The following is a 19,526-nucleotide window of genomic DNA, read 5'->3' on the forward strand; positions in this document are numbered from 1 at the left end:
GCCATTCACTAAAGTACCTATGGCATCTTTTCGCAGATGATGCTCGTGGGAGAACAGTTTAGTACCGATATCGGTCAATTCTTGGCGGATCCAGAGATCATTACTGTGCTCAAATGTTGGCGCCACATCCTGCTGCCATTGTGATGCCGTTACTATCCCCATGACGATGGCATCTTCAAGATCATGTACTGCATAGGCAATATCGTCCGCCAGCTCCATGATGGAACAATCGAAGGATTTATATTGGGTACGCAGGTGCGGGTAGTTGGGCTGAACACTTGGTTGGACTGAGGTAAAGCGAGTTCTATCTGCCGCAGATAATGGCTCAAGCACCCAGTCGAAGATGTCATTATCATCGGCGAATATGCCTTTAACAGGCGGCCATTGTGACGGTTTAAGCTGTCTGTGGTTGGTGATTTCAGGATGATTGCCTGCGACAAACAAGTGCGATTGTGGTGCGGGATATTTTAAAATCCCTAACATGGTTCTGCGGCACAGATTCATCCCAAAATCTAAGGTGTAGGGCTCGAGTTTAGAGAGAATACGAAATGTCTGGCCATTGCCTTCAAAGCCTCCGTGGTGGCGCATCATATAGTTAAGGGCAACTTCACCACCATGACCAAAGGGCGGATGGCCAATATCATGGGCAAGGCATAAGGATTCCAGCAAACTCATTGAGTCTAATAAGGGCTTATGCTCGGGATATTTACGGCTCAGCTGAGCGGCGATCCCCGTGCCGATTTGTGAGACTTCTAATGAGTGGGTTAAGCGCGTGCGATAGAAGTCATTCATCCCCACACCAAGCACTTGGGTTTTTGCTTGCAGGCGACGAAATGCAGCAGAGTGGAGGATCCGCGCCCTGTCCCTTTGGTATGGGCTGCGATGATCATTACGTCTTTGTTTATCTTCACCATGGCGGCGTTCTTGCCAAACACTTGAGGTCATATGCATTCCTAGCGGGAGTGGTACATCAGAGCATCTTGTTTATTTCGTCTAAATTCAAGGTAAAACTGGGTACAAAGCAATCCATAAAATATTTCACGGCAGGATTAGGATTGGACTCGAGCATGGCTTCGAGGCGTTTTCGTGCGGTGTTAAATTCAGTATTGCCAGCGCGATTTTCCTCTAAACACTTCAGGTAAGCACACAGGGTATCGGCTGATTTAACTATGGCTTTGTAGATTGGATCGGCGTTATCGCTGATAAACAGGCTGCGATAATCCTCTTTAAATTCATCAGGTACCATATCGAGCATGCGCTGTTCGGCAATGGCTTCAATTTTTTTATACTCGGCTTCAATTTCTTTATTGAAATACTTCACCGGGGTGGGTAAATCGCCAGTTAAGATCTCACTGGCATCATGGAATATGGCCAAACTGGTTGCTTGATGGGCATCGAGAGTCGTGCCAAATTTCTTATTACTGATGATGACTAAGGCGTGTGCCACCATGGCGACTTGCAGAGAGTGTTCCTGAACGTTTTCGGTGCGCACGTTGTACATTAAAGGCCAGCGCTGGATAAGTTTCATTCTGGCAAGGTGGGCAAATAAATGACTCATAAGGCTCCTTTAAATGAAGGCTAAAAGGCGCGTCACTCGACTCTGAAGATAAGTGAAAAGCAAAGTGCAAGTACGGCTATTGAGCGTAAGCCTAACACTTATCGCAAGGATAAGTGAGTGAAATAATGGCAGGATTTACAGAACAAATACAAAAATAAAGCGATCTTGTTGATCGCTTTATTGCCTAGGTTTGCTAAGTAACCGTGATGCTTAAACCCATTTATTGTTTATAGGCTTCCAGGAAGTTACCAAATTCAGTTAATGCCTTCGTCAGATCTTCTTTATAGGGTAAAAACACCACACGGAGATGATCAGGTTCCGGCCAATTAAAGGCCGTGCCGTGCACTAATAGGATTTTTTTATCCCTTAATAAATCGAGTACTAGGCGCTCATCATCCCTGAGATTGAACTTTTTCATATCCAATTTGGGGAAAGCATAGAGTGCGCCCTTAGGCTTTTTCACGCTCACGCCTGGGATTTGATTCAACAGCTCGTAACATGCATCTCTTTGGACTGTGAGGCGGCCATTAGGCAGTATCAGCTCGTTAATACTTTGATAGCCACCGAGTGCGGTTTGAATCGCATGTTGATTGGGCACGTTGGCACACAGGCGCATCGAAGAGAGCATCTCTAACCCTTCGATATAACTCTTTGCAGCCTTAAGATTACCAGACAACATCATCCAACCAACACGAAAGCCCGCAGCGCGATAAGCCTTAGATAGCCCATTGAAGGTAACCGTTAAAATATCGTCCGACAGACTAGCCGCAGGAATATGCTTGGCTTCGTCGTATAAAATTTTGTCGTAAATTTCATCAGCAAATAAAATCAGGTTGTGTTCACGGCAAAGCTCGATAACTTGCAGCAGTAATTCTTTGCTGTAAACCGCACCCGTAGGATTATTCGGGTTGATCAGTACAATACCACGGGTGCGAGAAGATATTTTGCTCTTAATATCATCAAGATCGGGAAACCAATCCGCTTCTTCATCACAGCGATAATGTACGGCTTTACCGCCGGCTAAGTTAGCTGCGGCCGTCCACAGTGGGTAATCGGGCGAAGGGATCAGTACTTCATCAGCGGTGTTCAATAAGCCCTGCATGGCCATCATAATCAGTTCTGACACGCCGTTACCAATATAGACATCTTCGATATCAACGCCATAGATACCCTGCGCTTGATAATGCTGCACGATCGCCTTGCGGGCTGAGAATAATCCTTTTGATTCACAGTAGCCCTGGGCACTCGGGAGATTAAGGATCACATCGCGCACAATTTCTTCGGGTGCTTCAAAACCGAAGGGAGCTGGGTTACCAATATTGAGTTTGAGGATCCTGTGTCCTTCGTCTTCTAAACGTCTGGCTTCCTTGTGCACTGGGCCGCGGATGTCGTAGCAAACAGTATCCAGCTTATTGGATTTGATGATAGGGCGCATTTACACCTCGAAACATGCAGTTAATTTTGGCTTAAGTTTGTGCACCATAACGAAATTATCTGATTTAAGGAAGGGGCATTGAGCACAAATACCATGTTTTTTTATTAAACGTACCAGTTAAATATGCTTTAACCTGGCATTAAATAAATTCATACAAGTTATATGTGCCGTTATTGTGTCTAATTTTGATTTTTTATACTGCATCTTGTTATGGGGTTAGCCTTTGTACCTATCAATTAGGCTGCATTGGCTCATGCACTCTGTTTTACTACAACCACATTACCCTAGGGGCAAGATGTTAGTAAAAATGTTAATCAGTGTTTGCTTAACTGCTGATTTATCAGAGTTGATTTAAGTTAATGTCGCATTATCCTGCATTCGGTAATTTTTCGATATTTAGGCAGATTAACTGAATGCTTATTAAGCATTTAGGTTGAAATAAAAAATTCATCACACTCTAGTTATTTTGTTTAAAATCAAGTTGATAAATCGTTTTTTAATTCAAGATGAAAAATTATTTAGCGCTAGCATAAATTTATAGTTGACTCGATATTCGATGCGCTTTATTTTCTGCGCGATGTTTTCGGCAGGGCACCTAAGATAACAAGCTTTTAGCAGGTTTTATCAGCGGAGTTAGTCATCATGAAGCAGCAATATTGGCGTCCGTTATCGAGGTGATTTCAGGCGCTGTTCTAAAAACTTTTGCCTTTTAGGCGACTTATTTAGAGGACCTAAGTGCATGTCTGAACCGACAGCGTTAAGTCTTATTCCACCTTTGGTGGTATTGGTGTTGGCCGTTTGGTTACGCCGCCCCATTTTATCTTTGATCATTGGTGCGGTAACGGGTTTTTTGTTACTTGATCCAACGCAAGTTTTAAATAATTTTGCAAGTACTTCATTAAAAGTCATGGCCGATGAAACTATCGGTTGGTTGATTTTGGTGTGTGGCTGTTTTGGTGCTTTGATTGCACTGTTAGTACGTACTGGCGGTGCTTTGGCATTTGGTCGAAATGCATTGAAATTTGCAAAAGGGCCAAGATCTTCCCTGTTTATGACCTTTATTCTGGGGATTGTGATTTTTATTGATGACTATCTGAATGCGCTAACTGTGGGTGAAACCATGAAGCGTGTAACGGATAAGTTTAAAGTCTCCCGCGAAATGCTGGCTTATGTGGTGGATTCCACAGCGGCTCCTGTGTGTGTATTAGTGCCGCTCTCCACGTGGGCGGTGTTTTTTGGTGGCTTACTGGTCGATAACGGGGTGGCCGCTGAAGGTCAGGGCATTAGCGTCTACATGCAAGCTATACCCTATATGCTTTATGCTTGGTTAGCCGTCGCGATGGTATTACTGGTTGCATTGGGCGTGGTACCTGCTATTGGCCCGATGAAAAAAGCCGAGTTGCGCGCAGCAAAAGGCGAGCCCGCTGAAGCGCAAGTCGATTTAGACCAAGTGCAAACCTCTGATGAATATGCCATCGCGGCAATTGAAGAAGAGTTTAAGCATGCTGACAATCAAGGCAAATTGCATAACTTTTTAGTGCCAATTTTATTACTGGTTGCTTTTACCGTTTATTTTGATATCGACGTGTGGAAAGGGTTATTAGCGACGCTGGTTATCACGCTCCCTTACTATGCAGTTCAGCGTTTGATGCCTCTCTCAGAAATGATGGATCAAATGATTGATGGTTTTAAGAGCATGTTGCCTGCTATTGGTACCGTAATTGCGGCATTTGTGTTTAAAGATGTGTGTGATGCGCTATTACTGCCACAGTACGTGATTGAATCTTTAAGCCCATTTATGACGCCTAAGCTGTTACCTGCCGTGGTATTCCTATCAATGGCGATTTTGGCCTTTGCGACGGGTTCTAGTTGGGGAATTTTTGCAGTAACCATCCCAATTGTGATGCCACTGGCGCAATCGGTGGGTGCGGATATTCCATTAGTGATTGGTGCGCTGTTGTCGGCTTCTTCTTTTGGTAGCCAAGCGTGTTTCTACTCTGATTCAACCGTTTTAGCTGCCCAAGGCTCGGGTTGTAACTTAGTAAGCCATGCTGTGACTCAACTACCTTATGCGCTAATTGCCGCGGTTATTGCATTCTTTGGCTTTATCCTGATTGCTTAATACGTGACTTAATACATAAAAAACCAGCTTCGGCTGGTTTTTTTATGCGCGAATGTTAATTGTAGCTTTGTGCTAACCGCTAGTTTATGGATGAATCACTTGAGTTTGTTACAAAATCTGAACTACGATTTAAAGGGATGGTAAGAAATGCAAAAAGGCGCCGATGCGCCTTTTTGTGAGGGGAGATCAAGATGAATGCTAATCTTAGTTTATTTGGACTGATTCGAAGACTTATCTGGAGTTTGCGTTTCGTTACCATCGGCTTCGTGTGGAGGCTGAGTCATGTCGGATTTTAGTTGTTTCTCTTTATCGTGCTGACCAAACTGTGGCAGTTTGAATTTTGCACTGTATTTCAGTGCGGCAAGATTGCTGGCAATCACACCTACCACCAAAATTATAATGATCCACACTTCTAAGCTCGACATAACAACTCCTTATTGAGCAACACCCTGATTAATCAACGGCTAAACGCTGCTCACACTTACGAATATCTTCTGGCGTGTCAACTTCGATTGAGTCGAAGGCACTGATGGCAACTTTGATCTTATGGCCATGTTCTAGGGCGCGTAGCTGCTCTAACTTTTCAAGATCTTCAAGGCGGCCTAATGGCAGGGCTGCAAAGGCTTGCACAAATCTGCGGGTGTAAGCATACACGCCTAAGTGCTTGTAAACTGGATAATCTTTGGTATCGCGACCGAAGGGAATGCGGGCGCGGGAGAAATACAGCGCGTAATAGTCGTTATCGAACACCATCTTCACATGCATAGGATCGTCAAGTTCGGCCTTGTTGACAATTTCATAGCCGAGGGTCGCCATTTCAAACTCGCCTGGGTGACGTTCGAAGAGGCTGATCACTTGCTCAATGGAGGTTGGGTCGATTAAGGGTTGGTCGCCCTGAAGGTTGATGACCAGATCGTCATCCTTTAAACCTAATTGGTTAATCGCATCATTGATACGGTCTGTGCCCGATGCCGCATCAGGGCTGGTCATGACCACTTTGCCACCGAAGCCTTCGACGGCGCTTTTAATACGCTCATCATCGGTTGCAACGTAAATATTGGTGAGGCCTTTGGCTAACGACGCGCGTTCATACACGTGTTGGATCATCGGCTTGCCGTTAATCGGGGCTAAAGGTTTGCCCGGGAAGCGGCTTGAACCATAACGCGCCGGGATTAACAGAGTGACATTCATTAAATTATCCTATTTTATCAAAGATATGCAGTGTAGATAGACAAAAGGGCTCACCATGAGCCCTTGTCATCTGCTTGAGAGCTTAAATGCGACGGAACAGGGCAGTCAACATTTCGTCAGTGACTTTCTCTTCCCATGTTGGGCCGTACACGTTTGCCCATAATGGACCCATGCTCTTAGTCACGGCAACCATTTTCGCGATGGTTTCATCTGGTAGATCTTTACAGATGTTCTTCGGCAGGGTGATGTTGTGTTTCTTCATCATCTGACGGAACTCTGCCACGCCTTCTGGGTAGAATTCTTCTAACACGTCAAAGGCGATACAGTTACCGATACCATGATGGTAGCCGAGGATGTAAGACAGACCATAGGATACCGCGTGGCATGCACCTACTTGGCTGTAAGCGATACTCATACCGCCCATAAATGACGCCATCATCAGCTTGTCGTCTTTTTCTGGGTGATCTTCTAAGTACACTTGGCGGCAAAGCTCCATGGCTTTTTCGGCATAGGCTTTAGAGAATTCGTTTAAGAAGGTACCTTCTAAGGATTCCACACAGTGGATATAGCAATCCATACCGGTGTAGAACCATTGGTCAGTCTCAACACCATCGATTAACTCAGAATCCATGATGATTTGATCGAACACTGTGTAATCTGAGTTCAGGCCTAACTTACGCACTGGACCACATAATACTGCGGTGCGTGACGCTTCGGCGCCGGTACCTGAAATCGTTGGAATACCAATGTGGTGAACCGCTGGGTTTTTGATTAAATCCCAACCTTGGTACATGGCTGAGCCGCCTGGGTTGGTCAGCATCAGCGATACCGCTTTCGCTACGTCCATGGTTGAACCGCCACCTAAACCAACGACGCTCACTGGCAGTTTGCTATTGAAAGCTTGAACTTGTTCGGTCAGGGCATCGATTTGAATTGTGCTTGGCTCTTCATCAACGTTAACCCAAATCAGTAAGTCTTGGCCTTTGACTGGGATGCGTGCTTCGAGTGGTTTGCCTTGGTGAACGTCATCGACTAAAAATACCACGAAGTCATCGTCGGTTTTACGCTGTGCAGCTAAGACGTCGTCTAACTGAGCGAAAGAGCCACGACCGAAGATCATCTTTTCAACTACTTTAAAATTTTTAAAACTCATTGCAAAAACTCCCGTTTAATTATTGGGCAAATGCTTTCTTAATGTTTTCAATACGCTCGGCAATCTGAGCATCGGTCCAAGACAATTTAATGAGCATAGAAATAGTGCGGCTCATAATGGCATCAGATTTCGGCACAGAAATTTGAGTATAGTCAGGTCGGTCGGCAATTAATGTGATTGGTAACGCAGCAGGGGCCTTAAGCTCCTGAATGTGTTTCCAGTTTTTCAGATAATGCCAGTTGTTCACGTACCAGTAGAAGCAGCCATCTACACCATTTGCAGCTAATTTCTTGCTGATCTCTTGGGTACGGGCTTCTGTTGGTAACATAAAGCTTAAGAAGCCGGCTGAATCACCCTCTGGATCGGGGATTTCACGGAAGCTGACTTCAGGAATGCTCGCCATAGCTTCTTTAATGGCTTTTTTGTTTTTACGTTGAATATCGATAATGGTATCGAGTTTACGTAACTGGGCTAAACCTAAGGCCGCATTCATTTCAGAGATACGGAAATTCAGACCCATAATCGGGTGTGACTCGGCGCCACGGTCTTTACCAATATGGTCATGGCCGTGATCGGAGAACTGGTGGGCGTTATCGTAAATTTCGGTGTTATTGGTGATCACCGCGCCACCTTCACCACAGGTGATGGTTTTAACAGAATCGAAAGAGTAACAACCGACATCACCGATAGTACCAAGGGCTTGGCCCTTGTAGCTGCCGCCAATGGCTTGGCAAGCATCTTCTAACAATACTAAGTTGTGCTTTTTACAAATGGCTTTGATTTCGTCCATCTTGGCCATAGAGCCACACATGTGTACTAAGTTTACCGCTTTAGTACGTGGAGTAATTGCCGCTTCAATGCCTTCTGGTGATAAACACAGTGTTTCGTCGATTTCGGCAAAAATCGGTACTGCACCGGCCATGAAAATCGCTTCTACAGACGCAACAAAGGTAAAAGGTGGCACGATAACTTCATCGCCAGCGCCAATGCCTGCGGCCATCATCGCCGTTTGGAGCGCGGCGGTACCGCTTGATAACAGATGAGCATGCTTAACATTCATTTTCTCGCAGAGCAGTTGCTCCATATCGCGAGTCTTCCAGCGATCATTACGCATATGGTCGAAGTTATAACGGAAGGTAAAGCCGTGCTCCATCACATCGGCAACTTCTTGTTTTTCTTCTGGACCAAATAATTCAAAACCGGGCATGGAAGGTATCTCCTTAGAATTTGTGGCGCATGGTCGCGCTGCAATTAACTGGCGGATTATAACTGGGCTAAAGATCCCTTGCGATGTTTTCTTGATGAAAATAAGGTCATGTTGAGATTTCGCGCTTAGTTTTTGCTCACTTAGCAAGACTAGATGAATGAAATGATAAATGTTGTCTAACGCGATGAAGTGAAATGGTCTCCTTGAGATAGATTTTGGTTATTTCTCGTAAATGAATAGTGAGTATTTGCCTTTAGGGCGTAAAACCAAAAACCTGCACAGTGGCAGGTTTTTGTGGCGTCAGTTGGGCCGTTAATGGCATATAATACGACGAAAGACTTACACGACTTGTGCACGGTCTACCGTAACATCAAGATCCGTTAATAGACCATTATCGATACCGTAAATCCACCCATGTACAGCCAGTTCTTGGCCGCGAGACCAGGCTTCTTGCACGATAGTACTACTGGTGACATTGGAAACCTGTTCAATCACATTGAGCTCACACAGGCGATCAAAACGTTTGGCTTCATCCATTTGCATTAATTCATCATGATGTAGGCGATAGACATCGCGCAAATGGCCGAGCCAGTTATCAATCAAACCCAATCGCTGATTACCCATTGCGGCACGTACACCACCGCAGCCGTAGTGACCGACGACCATAATATGTTTCACTTTAAGCACATCGATGGCGTATTGCAGTACTGACAGGCAGTTAAGATCGGTATGGATCACCATATTGGCTATATTGCGGTGAACAAAGACTTCGCCAGGCATTAAATCGATGATTTGGTTAGAAGGAACTCGGCTGTCGGAACAACCAATCCAGAGATATTCAGGGTTTTGCTGTTTTGCCAGTTGTTCAAAAAAATCAGGGTGTTCTTGACTGATGCGTCCGGCCCAACGGCGGTTATTATCGAATAAGGGTTTGAGTAGTTTCATTTTAACCTATTGTTTTATAGACATATTAAAATGTCTTTTGCCCTAAATGATGCAAGCCGCATCTTTTTTGCGATTGAGTATACCAGCAAAATCGTGGCCTCTGGTCTATCCAATTAAGTTTAAACTCAGGTTTGAACGTGACTTAATTCCATCAACAGTTAAATAATTTGGTCTAATGCTTTGAATCTTTAGGGATAAAATTTATTTAGCCTGCGTCTAAGAGCTCAATGTTACTGTTGGCAAATGAGGTAACGCGGGAATGAATGGGGAAATCTGTTATTGCGCATGGTGCAATCACGCAGAACTTTTCGTTTAACTTAGGCCGGGGTTGTATATCTATATGATTTAAATGTTTAATGTAAAAATTCGATGCCTTCTTATTGAAAGAAGGCATCAATAGGTACAATCAGGTTAATCCCTAAAACTTACCTACAACTTTGACATTGGGCGTCACTTCTGCTGCATCCACAAAGCCGATCATATTTGGATTGGCGGCGACGAGAGTAAGAATCTCAGCACTGGATTCGACCACTTTAGGCGGTTGTCCTTGTCCAGAAAATACGAGTTTTGACCAATAGGCTTTTAACTGACTTTCTGTTTTATTGAGGATTTGTTTTACAAAGGCTTCCCTGACAGGTGAGCCTTCCGCTTGATCGAGTGCGACAATCGTGCCTCCTGTCGAAAAGGTTTTAAGCTTTCCCGAATAAATTCTTGAAATATCGGCAGCTGATATCTCTGAACTGTTCGAAGGGTGAACGATTACGGCGATTTCCGCTTGAGCCCATTGACTGAGCAATAGGAGTGCACACAAGCTGATTGGCTTGACGATGTATTTAGCAATGTGAGGTAAATTCATAAATGACTCCTTAGAAAACAAGATCAACAGCCATGCTTAAGAGTTGTTCGTCGGAGGTCGGCTTATCATTACTGTAATTGGTGTATTCCAGTTTTAGCGCCGCAGAGGGATGAAAATCCCAGCGGGTTCCGATGATGTAATAGGAACTATCCTCTTGTTGTGCTTCTAATGCGGCTTTCGTTCCCATCACTAATGGCGCGAGAGCTGCTTGATTGGCCGGAGGTAGGGCGTTGTAGACAGGCAACATTGCATCATAGGCATCATATTGTGGGTCACCTTTATCAATGCCATAGGTTAAATGGAAGGTAAAATCATGGTAACGAACACCCGCTGAAACAAAGGCAGAATCTTGAATATTAAAACTGCTAGGGTCGACGTCTATTCGGGTGTATTCCGCTAATATAAACCACTTTCCTGCGTCATATTTGACGTTAGCGCCAATAAGTAAGGCACTATCCTCTATCGCTAATAAGTCATTTACAACTTGATCATCGAATAAACCTGTTTGGGAAATGGCTTCACCCAAACCAAGTAGTGCTGGCAGTTCATATGAGAAATCCGTGACTATCCCTACATTTAAACCGTACTCAAATCCAGCGGTGCTAAAATTGAAGTTCATAATATGGCCCTTGGCGGAAAAGGGCGCTGGGGGCGTTGATGAACCGACAGGCGCATAGTCAGATACCGATGTCGTAATATATTTATAGGTTAAGCCAACTTCAGTATTGCCCCATAAATCTGAATAAACTAAACCAACACCTTCGCCAGAATTAAAGGGGAGCGAATAGACTCCCCTTGGTGGCGTTATCCAATGGTAGGCATAGCCAACATCGATATAATCGGAATATTTGTAAAGATTAAATCGTTGTCTTCCAGCCATTAGCATCAACTTATCGCTAATGTCATAGGAAATATAAGCCCATTCAAACTCTGCACTATAATCGTCACTGCCACGGGAGAGGACTTGTGCGGTTGCTCGTAAGCCGCTCCCTAAATCTGCAGCAAATTGTAGTGCGACTTTGGAGTCATTATTAAAGTCGATTTCTTTATCATAACCGTAGTAACTTTTATCATCGGATAAACTTGAGCCAGCAACAATGGAGGCAAAGCCGTTTATTTCAACATTCGCGTGAAGGGATGGAATATAGAGTGCGGTCAACACACCTAATGCAACTGTACTTTTTCTCATGTTAGGAAACCTTTTTGAGGGAATACAGTTTAAAGGTAGTTGAATTTTTGGTGTTTTCACGATTTTGCAACATTTTTGAGGGGCAGTTAACAAATCGATGTTTGTTAAGCCTCAAGTGGGATAGCACTCCAAGATTATTGGAAAAGATTTCGAGTAATAGGCAAAAGACTCATTCTTATTGAGGGTTCTAGAATATGAATCTGTTAGAGCATGGGTGACATGCTCTAACCATCATGGTGCGTATTAAGCGCATTGGCTCAGAAATGCTAATAATTGCTGATTAACAAATTCGGCTTGTTCTAGACTTGAAATATGGCCAGCACTTGGAATATGCACTAATTGGCTGCCATTAATGGCATCACTCATCAAATAACTTTCCAAAACACTGCGCGCCTTGTCTTCTACACCCACCATGATTAAGCAAGGTAAGGTAAATTGTTCGGCAAATTCTAGGGTATCGCGCCGACCAAAAATAATCCGTCCAAGTTTTACTATGTCGGGAATGCGTTCTGGCGTTAGCGCAGCTAAGTCGCTTTCAAAACGTTGCACTAATTCGGGATTATTCGCTTTGGCATTATCTGCAAAAAACAGCGGTGAAATTGCATTGATAAGTACTGGTGGAATACTGCCAGCGGTTTGGATCATGTCTAACATCCCAAAATATTTGGCACGGGTGATTTCTGGCTCAAAACCATAAAACTGTCCAGCATGGCAAGCGTCTTGACGCGAGCAGGCGCCTTAAGCACCAGCTCTGCCCCCCACATGGCGCCAACGGACAAACCGATGAGGGAAAATGTCTCAAGTTCGAGGGCGTCCATCAGGGCTAACATATGCTCACTAATGTCTAACAGGCTATGGCAGTTTTCCGGTACGGTGCCAGATTGGCCGTGTCCCCAGAGATCGGGTACGATACAGCGGTAGCTTTTGCTTAAGAGCGCAATTTGTGGCGCCCACATGGCGCTGTCCCACAGGTAGCTGTGGCCAAATAACAGGGCAGGGCCTGTGCCGATATCAAGGTAACTAAGTTGGCTACCCGCGATGCAAATTTGTTGTCTGTATGATGATAAATCCATAAAACCTACTTAATCTATAAAACCAAAAACGGGAAGGGACGTCGGCTAAAACGTGCAGAAAAAGCTATTAAGGCTGCGCAATCCGATGTACATATTCCGCTACTAACTCGGGTAAACGCCGGATCACGGCGTCTTTTAGCAACATATCGCTCTGCTGGATAACCTGCGCTAAGGCCTGCACCTCAAATTGGGGTAACAGGGTTTGAGACACGGGGAAATAGCTAATATGCCAAGGCTCTGCACTTACCGCGCTTTGGCCTTTCTGGAACGGAAAATAAAACCCAAAATCCTTGGCATTAGCCACTAGCCACTGGTGCAAGTGGGCGCAGGGGCCGCCGTCACGGTATTCGGCGTCCACCAGACGCAGGGATTTGACCTCAATTTGCTCGGCATCAAATACATCGATATCCGTTCCCCAATGGTGACGCGAAGCACCAGGCAGTGCCGACCAGAGTAAGATCAAATCGACTAACTCATCATCGCTGAGCGGCGCGATATCCACGGGCTGCTCATTGATATCCAGGACCACTCGTTTACCGCTGGCCTTGGCATTCCAAATGGCGAGTTGCCGATCGAAGGGGCGATAGGCAGAGCAAATCGCTAGCTTAATACCGTCTTTGGCGGCACTGTCGGCCATTGCCTGAAAGGCAAGGGCGGTTTGTGACTCTAACTTAAACCGCGTTTCTCGCTGATGATAGGGGCTGAGTAACTCAACGAGCACTAAGTCGCTCATTGAGTCAGAGTCTAGATCCGCTGTTAAACCTGTCTCTCCCCTTGGCTCTAGACCATAGAGCAGGGCTTTTTTTGCCGTGATAGCCATGGTATTTAACACAGTAACTGTTCCAAAATCACTTCATAACACAGCGCTAATTGCTCTAGATCGTCTACCTTCACGCACTCGTTCACTTTATGGATTGTGGCGTTTACTGGGCCAAGTTCCAACACTTTGGCGCCCGTTGGCGCAATAAAGCGCCCATCGGAGGTGCCGCCGGTGGTTTGTGGATCGGTATCATAGCCCGTGACTTGACGAATAGCATGGCGGGTCGCGTCTAACAGTGGGCCTTCGCCGGTTAAAAAGGGTAAGCCATTGAAAGTCCAACTAATGTCATAATCCAGTTCGTGGGCGGTTAATAAGGCTTCCACACGCTCGATGAGTATCTCGGCGGTCACTTCGGTGGAATAGCGGAAGTTAAACATCACCTCCAAGGCGCCTGGGATCACGTTCGATGCGCCTGTGCCGCCGTTAATGTTGGCGATTTGCATGCTGGTGGGCGGGAAGAATTCGTTGCCATTATCCCAATGGGTTTGGCTTAACTCAGCTAAAAAGGGGGCGGCTTTGTGGATAGGGTTATCCGCAAGGTGCGGATAGGCCACATGGCCTTGAATACCTTTAACGGTTAAGTTGGCGGTGAGACTGCCACGGCGGCCATTTTTAACCACATCACCGAGTTTTAAGGTCGACGAGGGTTCACCCACCAATGCCCAAGTGATTTTTTCATTACGGGCTTCTAGGGTGTCGATAACCCGTGTGGTGCCATTGATAAAGGGGCCTTCTTCATCGCTAGTGATTAAAAACGCAATCGAGCCAGGATGATTTGGGTGCTTAGCCACAAAACGTTCGGTCGCGACGATCATCGCCGCCAGTGAGCCTTTCATATCGGCAGCACCGCGACCATACAGATAACCGTCAATAATGGTTGGCTCAAAAGGCGGGGTATGCCAGCGGCTTAAATCGCCTGCGGGCACCACATCGGTATGGCCGGCAAAACAAAATACCGGGCCTGTATTACCGCGCCGCGCCCACATATTGGTGGTGTCTTCAAAGACCATGGGCTCAATATTAAAGCCTACGGCGGCAAGACGTTCGGCCATTAAGCTTTGACAGCCTTCATCTAGCGGTGTGACCGAAGGACGGGCGATTAACGCTTTAGTCAGTTCGGTAACCGGGTGAGTGTTCGAAGCGTACGTCATAGAGAAAACACCTTCTTATATTCGGCTTCGTTAAAGCCCACTAGCACTTGTTCACCCAAAACCAGCACTGGCCGCTTGATCAGTGTCGGGTGAGTGAGCATTAGTTGAATGGCTTTGGCTTGGTCGATATCCGCTTTATCGGCATCACTTAAGGCACGAAAACTGGTACTGCGTTTATTAAAGACGGTTTCCCATCCGGCAATTTGACACCAATGCTGCAGATCCTTTTCTGCTAATCCATCTTCCCTAAAGTCATGGAAGTTGACCGAAAGTTGATGGGTTTCAATCCATTTACGTGCTTTACGCACAGTATCGCAATTTTTAATACCAAAAAGGGTCAAGATGATGCTCCTATCGAGGGGCGCCGTTGGCACGCATTGATTTTGCTCGCATTGTGGCATTGTGCGCTGGATGCTACAAGGGGATATTGCCTAGGGTATGTTGAGAATAAGGTAAGATAGCCGCAAAGATTTGATAGGTGGTCGATGTAGGTAAAAGTGAAATATTTGATGTTAATTTGGGTATCAGTATGCAAATAAAAAGCCGAGCAAATATGCTCGGCTTTGTCTTTGGAAATGTTTTTAATTAAAAGTTCATTTCCAGAGCGAGGTAATACTCACGGCCTACTACGTTGTAGTAAGAACGTGGGTAATGTGGCCACGATGACTGGGTTTGATCAATCTCAGGGCCCGCATCAAACAAGTTGTTGATGCCGGTTGAGATTTTTAGTGCATCGTTGACAAGATAACTTGCTGACCAGTTCACTTCAACATGGCTGTCGATCGTTACGCTGTAATCTGCGTCCAGACCATTTTCGACAAAGTAATCCATGCGATCGCCATTCATGCTGTCAGTGTATTTGAACAATAAGTTAGTCGCAAAATCGTTATAGCTCCAACCTAAGTTCAAGTTACCGCGGATTTTAGGCGCTGAACCTTCACCATCAATAAGATCTAATGCCTCTGAATCTGGGGTTAATTGCTCTTCCCATTTCAGTAAGTAGGTGCCTTCTAAGCGGGCGGTTAAATCACCTAAGTTGGCAGTTTCATAGCGATAACCGATAGAGAAGTCGATACCAGAGGTTTTTTGTGATGACATGTTAATCGCTTGGGTATTCACCTGAATTAACTTGCCATTCGCATCACGTATAATTTTGTCTGTAAATGCATCTGAATGATCCAGAATATATTGGGCGCTAGGATCATTCACTAGGTTATCGATTTCAACAATCCAGTAATCTAATGTCAGATTGAGATCGTTGTAATCCCATACCATACCAAGGTTATAGTTTTTACCTGTTTCAGCTTCTAACTCAGGGTTAGCACCAATGGTAATTGGCAAGGATTCGATCTTATCGCAAGCAGGACCAGGGCCAGAGGCTTCACAAGTAGGAGTATCAATCACAGTACTATAGGCTGACGTGGGTTCTCCAAATAAACGCTGCATATCTGGAGCACGGAAAGTCTCTGCATATAGACCACGTAGCAGTAAGCTGTCGATAGGACGGTATTCTACAGCCACTTGAGGACTGAATTGACCACCCACATCTGATTCGTCATCGTAATAGTCGTAACGGCCAGCTAAGGTCACTGTGAGGTTTTCAATCACAGGAACAGCCACTTCAGCGTAGCTAGCATATTGTTCACGTTCACCTTGAGCGCTGCTACCGCCTTTACCCATGACACCGCCGTTAGTGGTAAAGCTATCGGATTTGTCATAAAACCATTCTTTGCCATATTCGATACCAGCAGCATAAGCTACGGCGCCTGCTGGTAATTCAAAGACTTCGCCACTAATACCGGCGTTAAAGCTTGATAGGGTTGATTGACCTTTTTTACCACCTTGATAATCCAGCATGGCGGCATCTTCATTGGAAATAACATCCAATAGAGAATGACCATTGGTTCCTTCGGTCAAATAATCCCACATACTTTGGTAAGTTGGTGAGCCCGTTGTGGTGGATTCTACAGTTTGGCGGGCAATAGACCAAGATGTGTCATATTCGATGCCTTCAGTCAGATAACCTTTACCACCGATCAAGAACGAGAAGTTATTGGTTTCAAAATCAGAAGTACGTGGACCTAACTCTGACATACGACGAGTGTAGAAATATTCTCCGTCGGCTGCGCTGGCAAAATCACCGCCAAAGGCTGATGATTTTTTGAAGGTTTGTGAGAGGCCTTTTGACTTGTTGTAGATAGTGACATCATCGCCAACTACTTTATATTTAAAGTCATCACCGACAGTTGCTGACTCAATTTCGGTAAAAGTTGAGGCATGTGTATAGTCAATTCGAGAGTAGAGCTGATGGTCATCATTCAGTTCTTTGGTGAGGTTCACCATAGTTGAATAGCGTTTTTGTTCTGGAGAGAAATCCCGTTGTGGTGAGCGATCAAAACCGCAGCGACCATTGGACATCACTTGATAACCACGTGCCTCACATTCTGCGGCAGATAAGGTTTTAAAGAGTTTATTATCGCTGGTGACAATGTTCGCACCATATGAGCTGTAAGCCGCATAAGGGTTGCCCGGAACGATATCTGTTCCCCATTCTGGGCGATCTGTTCCTTTTAAGGCTTGACGGTCTTCGTATTCGGCGAAGAAAGTTAGGTTCGCTTTATCGCTGCTTACGCCCGTCATAAAGGAGAATTGGTTGTTTTGTAAGCCACCATCAACGGTATCGGAGAAGCGATATTTCAAGGTGCTTTGCTCAACATCTTTTTTCAAGATAATGTTGATAACGCCGCCCATGGCATCCGAGCCGTAAATGGCTGATGCACCTGTGGTTAAGATCTCAATGCGTTCAATCGCTCCTAACGGAATGTTTGCGGTATCGACAAAACTATCTGTACCACCGGCCCCAAAAGGATATTTAGGTACGCGTTTACCATTGATGAGGGTGAGAACGCGTCCAGCGCCAACACCACGAAGATTTACAGCAGATGCAGCTGGGGTGAAACCATGAACTTCTTGCTGAGTCATGGAGCCGCCAGAGTTTTGCGATAGGTTACCTAAAACATCTTGGACTGAGTTAAACCCGCCTTTTTCAATGTCGGCTGCACTGACAACCACTACAGGTGAAGCATTCTCAAGATCGGTACGCTTAATACGTGAACCAGTTACTTCGATACGCTCAACTTTATCCTCGGCAACCGCGGTTTCATCAGCTGCGAAAACCAATGGTGATAAAGATGTTGATACTAAAGCAAGTAAACTAAAACGAACCGCACGTGCAACGGTTGTTTGCGTAATCATATTTTCATTCCCTTAACAATGCCGTGATGATCAGGAAGGGTTTCATCAAGGCTTATATTTTATGTGCAACTGCCCTCCATAGTCGGAAAACTATCATTAACAACTTTAATATCAACAGCTTAATTGTTTGTTTTGTGTTAATCGTGTGTTACTAATGTAAACTTGCGGAAGCTAATTAAGGTTAGCTTGAAGTAATAAGATGCGGTGCTGCATGTGAAAAAGGCTAGATTGTATCGCAATGTAACGTAACATCATCTTTACAATGTCAATCTTTAGGCTGAATTTTTTGTTTAGGTCAGTTTTGAATAATGTGATCGCTATCAATTTAAGATTAAAGGTGTTAATAGCATGAATCTTATTAGCTGTTGAAATATAGACCATTATTGACTGTGTTTTAGCGGATTTAACAAATGGAACAGCTCTAGCATATTATTTCGTTATTCATGCTTATGGCTTATTTTATTATCGGAATATGTCTCCATTGGGTAGTGTAGCGGGGAGAGAGTTGACCACGCTTCATTCTCCAATCGGCATTCAGTCCTTGTCCTGCAAATTGAATATTTCCTTTACCACTGTGATTGATACCATCAAGCAGTTTCATCAATTCTTTACTTTTAGGTTGTGGTTTGGCCTCGTCAAACAAGCCTAATTGAAACACGCCTGGTGCATAAAAATCTCCTAGCATGACGCCAGCTTTAGCATAGGCGGGACCTGCACGCCAAAGCCGATGCAATAGTCGCTGCGCTAATTCGATAAAATCACGGGTATCGTCACTGGGATACACAAGATGACCTGTGAGTACTTGGCTATATTGGGGCTGATGTTGCGTAAAATAACTGCTGCGAATAAACACCGATAAGGTGCGGGCAAACTGCCCCTCCGCTCGCAATTTCTCGCAGGCCCTAAAGGTATAGTCACTGATAGCCTGCTGCATCGCCTCAAAGGTGGTAATACGTGCGCCAAAGGAGCGCGAGCTGATGATTTGCTGCTTTGTCGCTACCACCTGCTGAATATCATCACAGGCAATACCGTTAAGCTCGTACACCGTTCGCTCAACCATGACGGAAAAATTGTCTCGGATAAGTTTAGGATGGGCATCTGCAAGCTGTAGAGCGGTATGGATGCCCATCAGTTTTAAACGTTGCGCAATTTTTCGGCCAATGCCCCAAACTTCATCAATGGGAGTGAGCGTCATTAACCGACGTTGGCGTTCTTTATCGCGTAAATCGACAACGCCTTGGGTGGCGGGATACTGTTTTGCGGCATAGTTAGCTAGCTTGGCTAAGGTTTTGCTCGGCCCAATTCCTACGCAGACACTGATCCCTATCCATTGCTGGATCCGCTGACGAATATCCATGGCTAACTGGTTAATATCTTGACATTTATCGAGCCGAGACAGATCCAAAAAAGCCTCATCGATTGAGTAGACTTCAACCCTAGGCACCATCTGCTCAAGTGTGGTCATGACGCGATTTGAAATATCAGCGTAAAGGGCATAGTTGGACGAAAATACCGCCACATTATGGGCGCGGATCATCTCCATCACTTGATAAACCGGCACGGCCATTTTT

At 45.1% G+C, this 19,526-nt stretch carries 16 protein-coding genes and 1 pseudogene; 1 reads left to right on the forward strand and 16 read right to left on the reverse strand.

Translation table 11 applies throughout. From position 1 onward, the window contains the following. The 3 genes from SHEWPOL2_RS17780 to SHEWPOL2_RS17790 form a co-directional block, all read right to left on the reverse strand. Window positions 1-945: anti-phage deoxyguanosine triphosphatase (locus tag SHEWPOL2_RS17780; RefSeq protein WP_037430287.1), on the reverse strand; the 945-nt coding region annotated here is incomplete at its 3' end. A gap of 25 nt (window positions 946-970) precedes the next feature. Further along, on the reverse strand, window positions 971-1,558 hold the full coding sequence (gene yfbR, locus SHEWPOL2_RS17785) for a 5'-deoxynucleotidase (protein WP_037430288.1): 588 nt from the start codon (window positions 1,556-1,558) through the stop codon (window positions 971-973). A gap of 220 nt (window positions 1,559-1,778) precedes the next feature. Continuing rightward, window positions 1,779-2,993, reverse strand: coding sequence for a pyridoxal phosphate-dependent aminotransferase (locus SHEWPOL2_RS17790; protein WP_037418735.1), 1,215 nt, complete (start codon window positions 2,991-2,993; stop codon window positions 1,779-1,781). Window positions 2,994-3,732: 739 nt separating this feature from the next. On the opposite strand from SHEWPOL2_RS17790, the gene SHEWPOL2_RS17795 reads away from it, so the two are divergent. Beyond that, window positions 3,733-5,115 (forward strand): Na+/H+ antiporter NhaC family protein, encoded by a 1,383-nt coding sequence (locus SHEWPOL2_RS17795; RefSeq protein ID WP_037418738.1) that lies wholly within the window; start codon window positions 3,733-3,735, stop codon window positions 5,113-5,115. Window positions 5,116-5,324: 209 nt separating this feature from the next. Here SHEWPOL2_RS17795 and SHEWPOL2_RS23255 read toward each other — a convergent pair whose 3' ends face one another. The 13 genes and pseudogenes from SHEWPOL2_RS23255 to umuC all read right to left on the reverse strand — a co-directional run. After that, window positions 5,325-5,540: a DUF2897 family protein gene (locus SHEWPOL2_RS23255; RefSeq protein ID WP_037430289.1), complete on the reverse strand. Its 216-nt coding sequence runs from the start codon at window positions 5,538-5,540 to the stop codon at window positions 5,325-5,327. Between the two features lie 28 nt (window positions 5,541-5,568). Beyond that, window positions 5,569-6,306 (reverse strand): 8-amino-3,8-dideoxy-manno-octulosonate cytidylyltransferase KdsB, encoded by a 738-nt coding sequence (kdsB, locus tag SHEWPOL2_RS17805; RefSeq protein WP_011622622.1) that lies wholly within the window; start codon window positions 6,304-6,306, stop codon window positions 5,569-5,571. A gap of 82 nt (window positions 6,307-6,388) precedes the next feature. Further along, window positions 6,389-7,459 (reverse strand): 3-deoxy-alpha-D-manno-octulosonate 8-oxidase KdnB, encoded by a 1,071-nt coding sequence (gene kdnB / locus SHEWPOL2_RS17810; protein WP_037430292.1) that lies wholly within the window; start codon window positions 7,457-7,459, stop codon window positions 6,389-6,391. Window positions 7,460-7,478: 19 nt separating this feature from the next. Beyond that, window positions 7,479-8,666, reverse strand: coding sequence for an 8-amino-3,8-dideoxy-alpha-D-manno-octulosonate transaminase KdnA (kdnA, locus tag SHEWPOL2_RS17815; RefSeq protein ID WP_037418748.1), 1,188 nt, complete (start codon window positions 8,664-8,666; stop codon window positions 7,479-7,481). A gap of 339 nt (window positions 8,667-9,005) precedes the next feature. Then, on the reverse strand, window positions 9,006-9,611 hold the full coding sequence (can, locus tag SHEWPOL2_RS17820) for a carbonate dehydratase (protein WP_037418751.1): 606 nt from the start codon (window positions 9,609-9,611) through the stop codon (window positions 9,006-9,008). A 418-nt stretch (window positions 9,612-10,029) separates the two neighbouring features. Further along, the gene (locus SHEWPOL2_RS17825; RefSeq protein WP_037418757.1) at window positions 10,030-10,467 is read right to left on the reverse strand and encodes a substrate-binding domain-containing protein; all 438 of its coding nucleotides are present in this window, start codon (window positions 10,465-10,467) and stop codon (window positions 10,030-10,032) included. 10 nt (window positions 10,468-10,477) lie between these two features. Next, window positions 10,478-11,656, reverse strand: coding sequence for a porin (locus tag SHEWPOL2_RS17830; RefSeq protein ID WP_037418760.1), 1,179 nt, complete (start codon window positions 11,654-11,656; stop codon window positions 10,478-10,480). Window positions 11,657-11,899: 243 nt separating this feature from the next. Next, window positions 11,900-12,729: pseudogene (locus SHEWPOL2_RS17835) on the reverse strand (alpha/beta hydrolase). Between the two features lie 67 nt (window positions 12,730-12,796). Continuing rightward, window positions 12,797-13,462, reverse strand: a complete 666-nt coding sequence (locus tag SHEWPOL2_RS17840) for a M15 family metallopeptidase (RefSeq protein ID WP_050991402.1) — start codon at window positions 13,460-13,462, stop codon at window positions 12,797-12,799. A 92-nt stretch (window positions 13,463-13,554) separates the two neighbouring features. Then, the gene (gene dapE, locus SHEWPOL2_RS17845; RefSeq protein ID WP_037430294.1) at window positions 13,555-14,700 is read right to left on the reverse strand and encodes a succinyl-diaminopimelate desuccinylase; all 1,146 of its coding nucleotides are present in this window, start codon (window positions 14,698-14,700) and stop codon (window positions 13,555-13,557) included. Beyond that, complete coding sequence (locus tag SHEWPOL2_RS17850; RefSeq protein WP_050991401.1) at window positions 14,697-15,101, reverse strand: ArsC family reductase; 405 nt, start codon at window positions 15,099-15,101, stop codon at window positions 14,697-14,699. The genes dapE and SHEWPOL2_RS17850 overlap by 4 nt, the downstream gene beginning before the upstream one ends. A gap of 184 nt (window positions 15,102-15,285) precedes the next feature. Then, a complete protein-coding gene (locus SHEWPOL2_RS17855) occupies window positions 15,286-17,955 on the reverse strand; it encodes a TonB-dependent receptor (protein WP_037430297.1) in 2,670 nt (889 codons plus the stop codon). Between the two features lie 454 nt (window positions 17,956-18,409). Beyond that, window positions 18,410-19,526: translesion error-prone DNA polymerase V subunit UmuC (gene umuC / locus SHEWPOL2_RS17865; protein ID WP_037430303.1), on the reverse strand; the 1,117-nt coding region annotated here is incomplete at its 5' end.

Source organism: Shewanella sp. POL2 (assembly GCF_000282755.1).
Taxonomy (GTDB): Bacteria; Pseudomonadota; Gammaproteobacteria; order Enterobacterales; family Shewanellaceae; genus Shewanella; species Shewanella xiamenensis.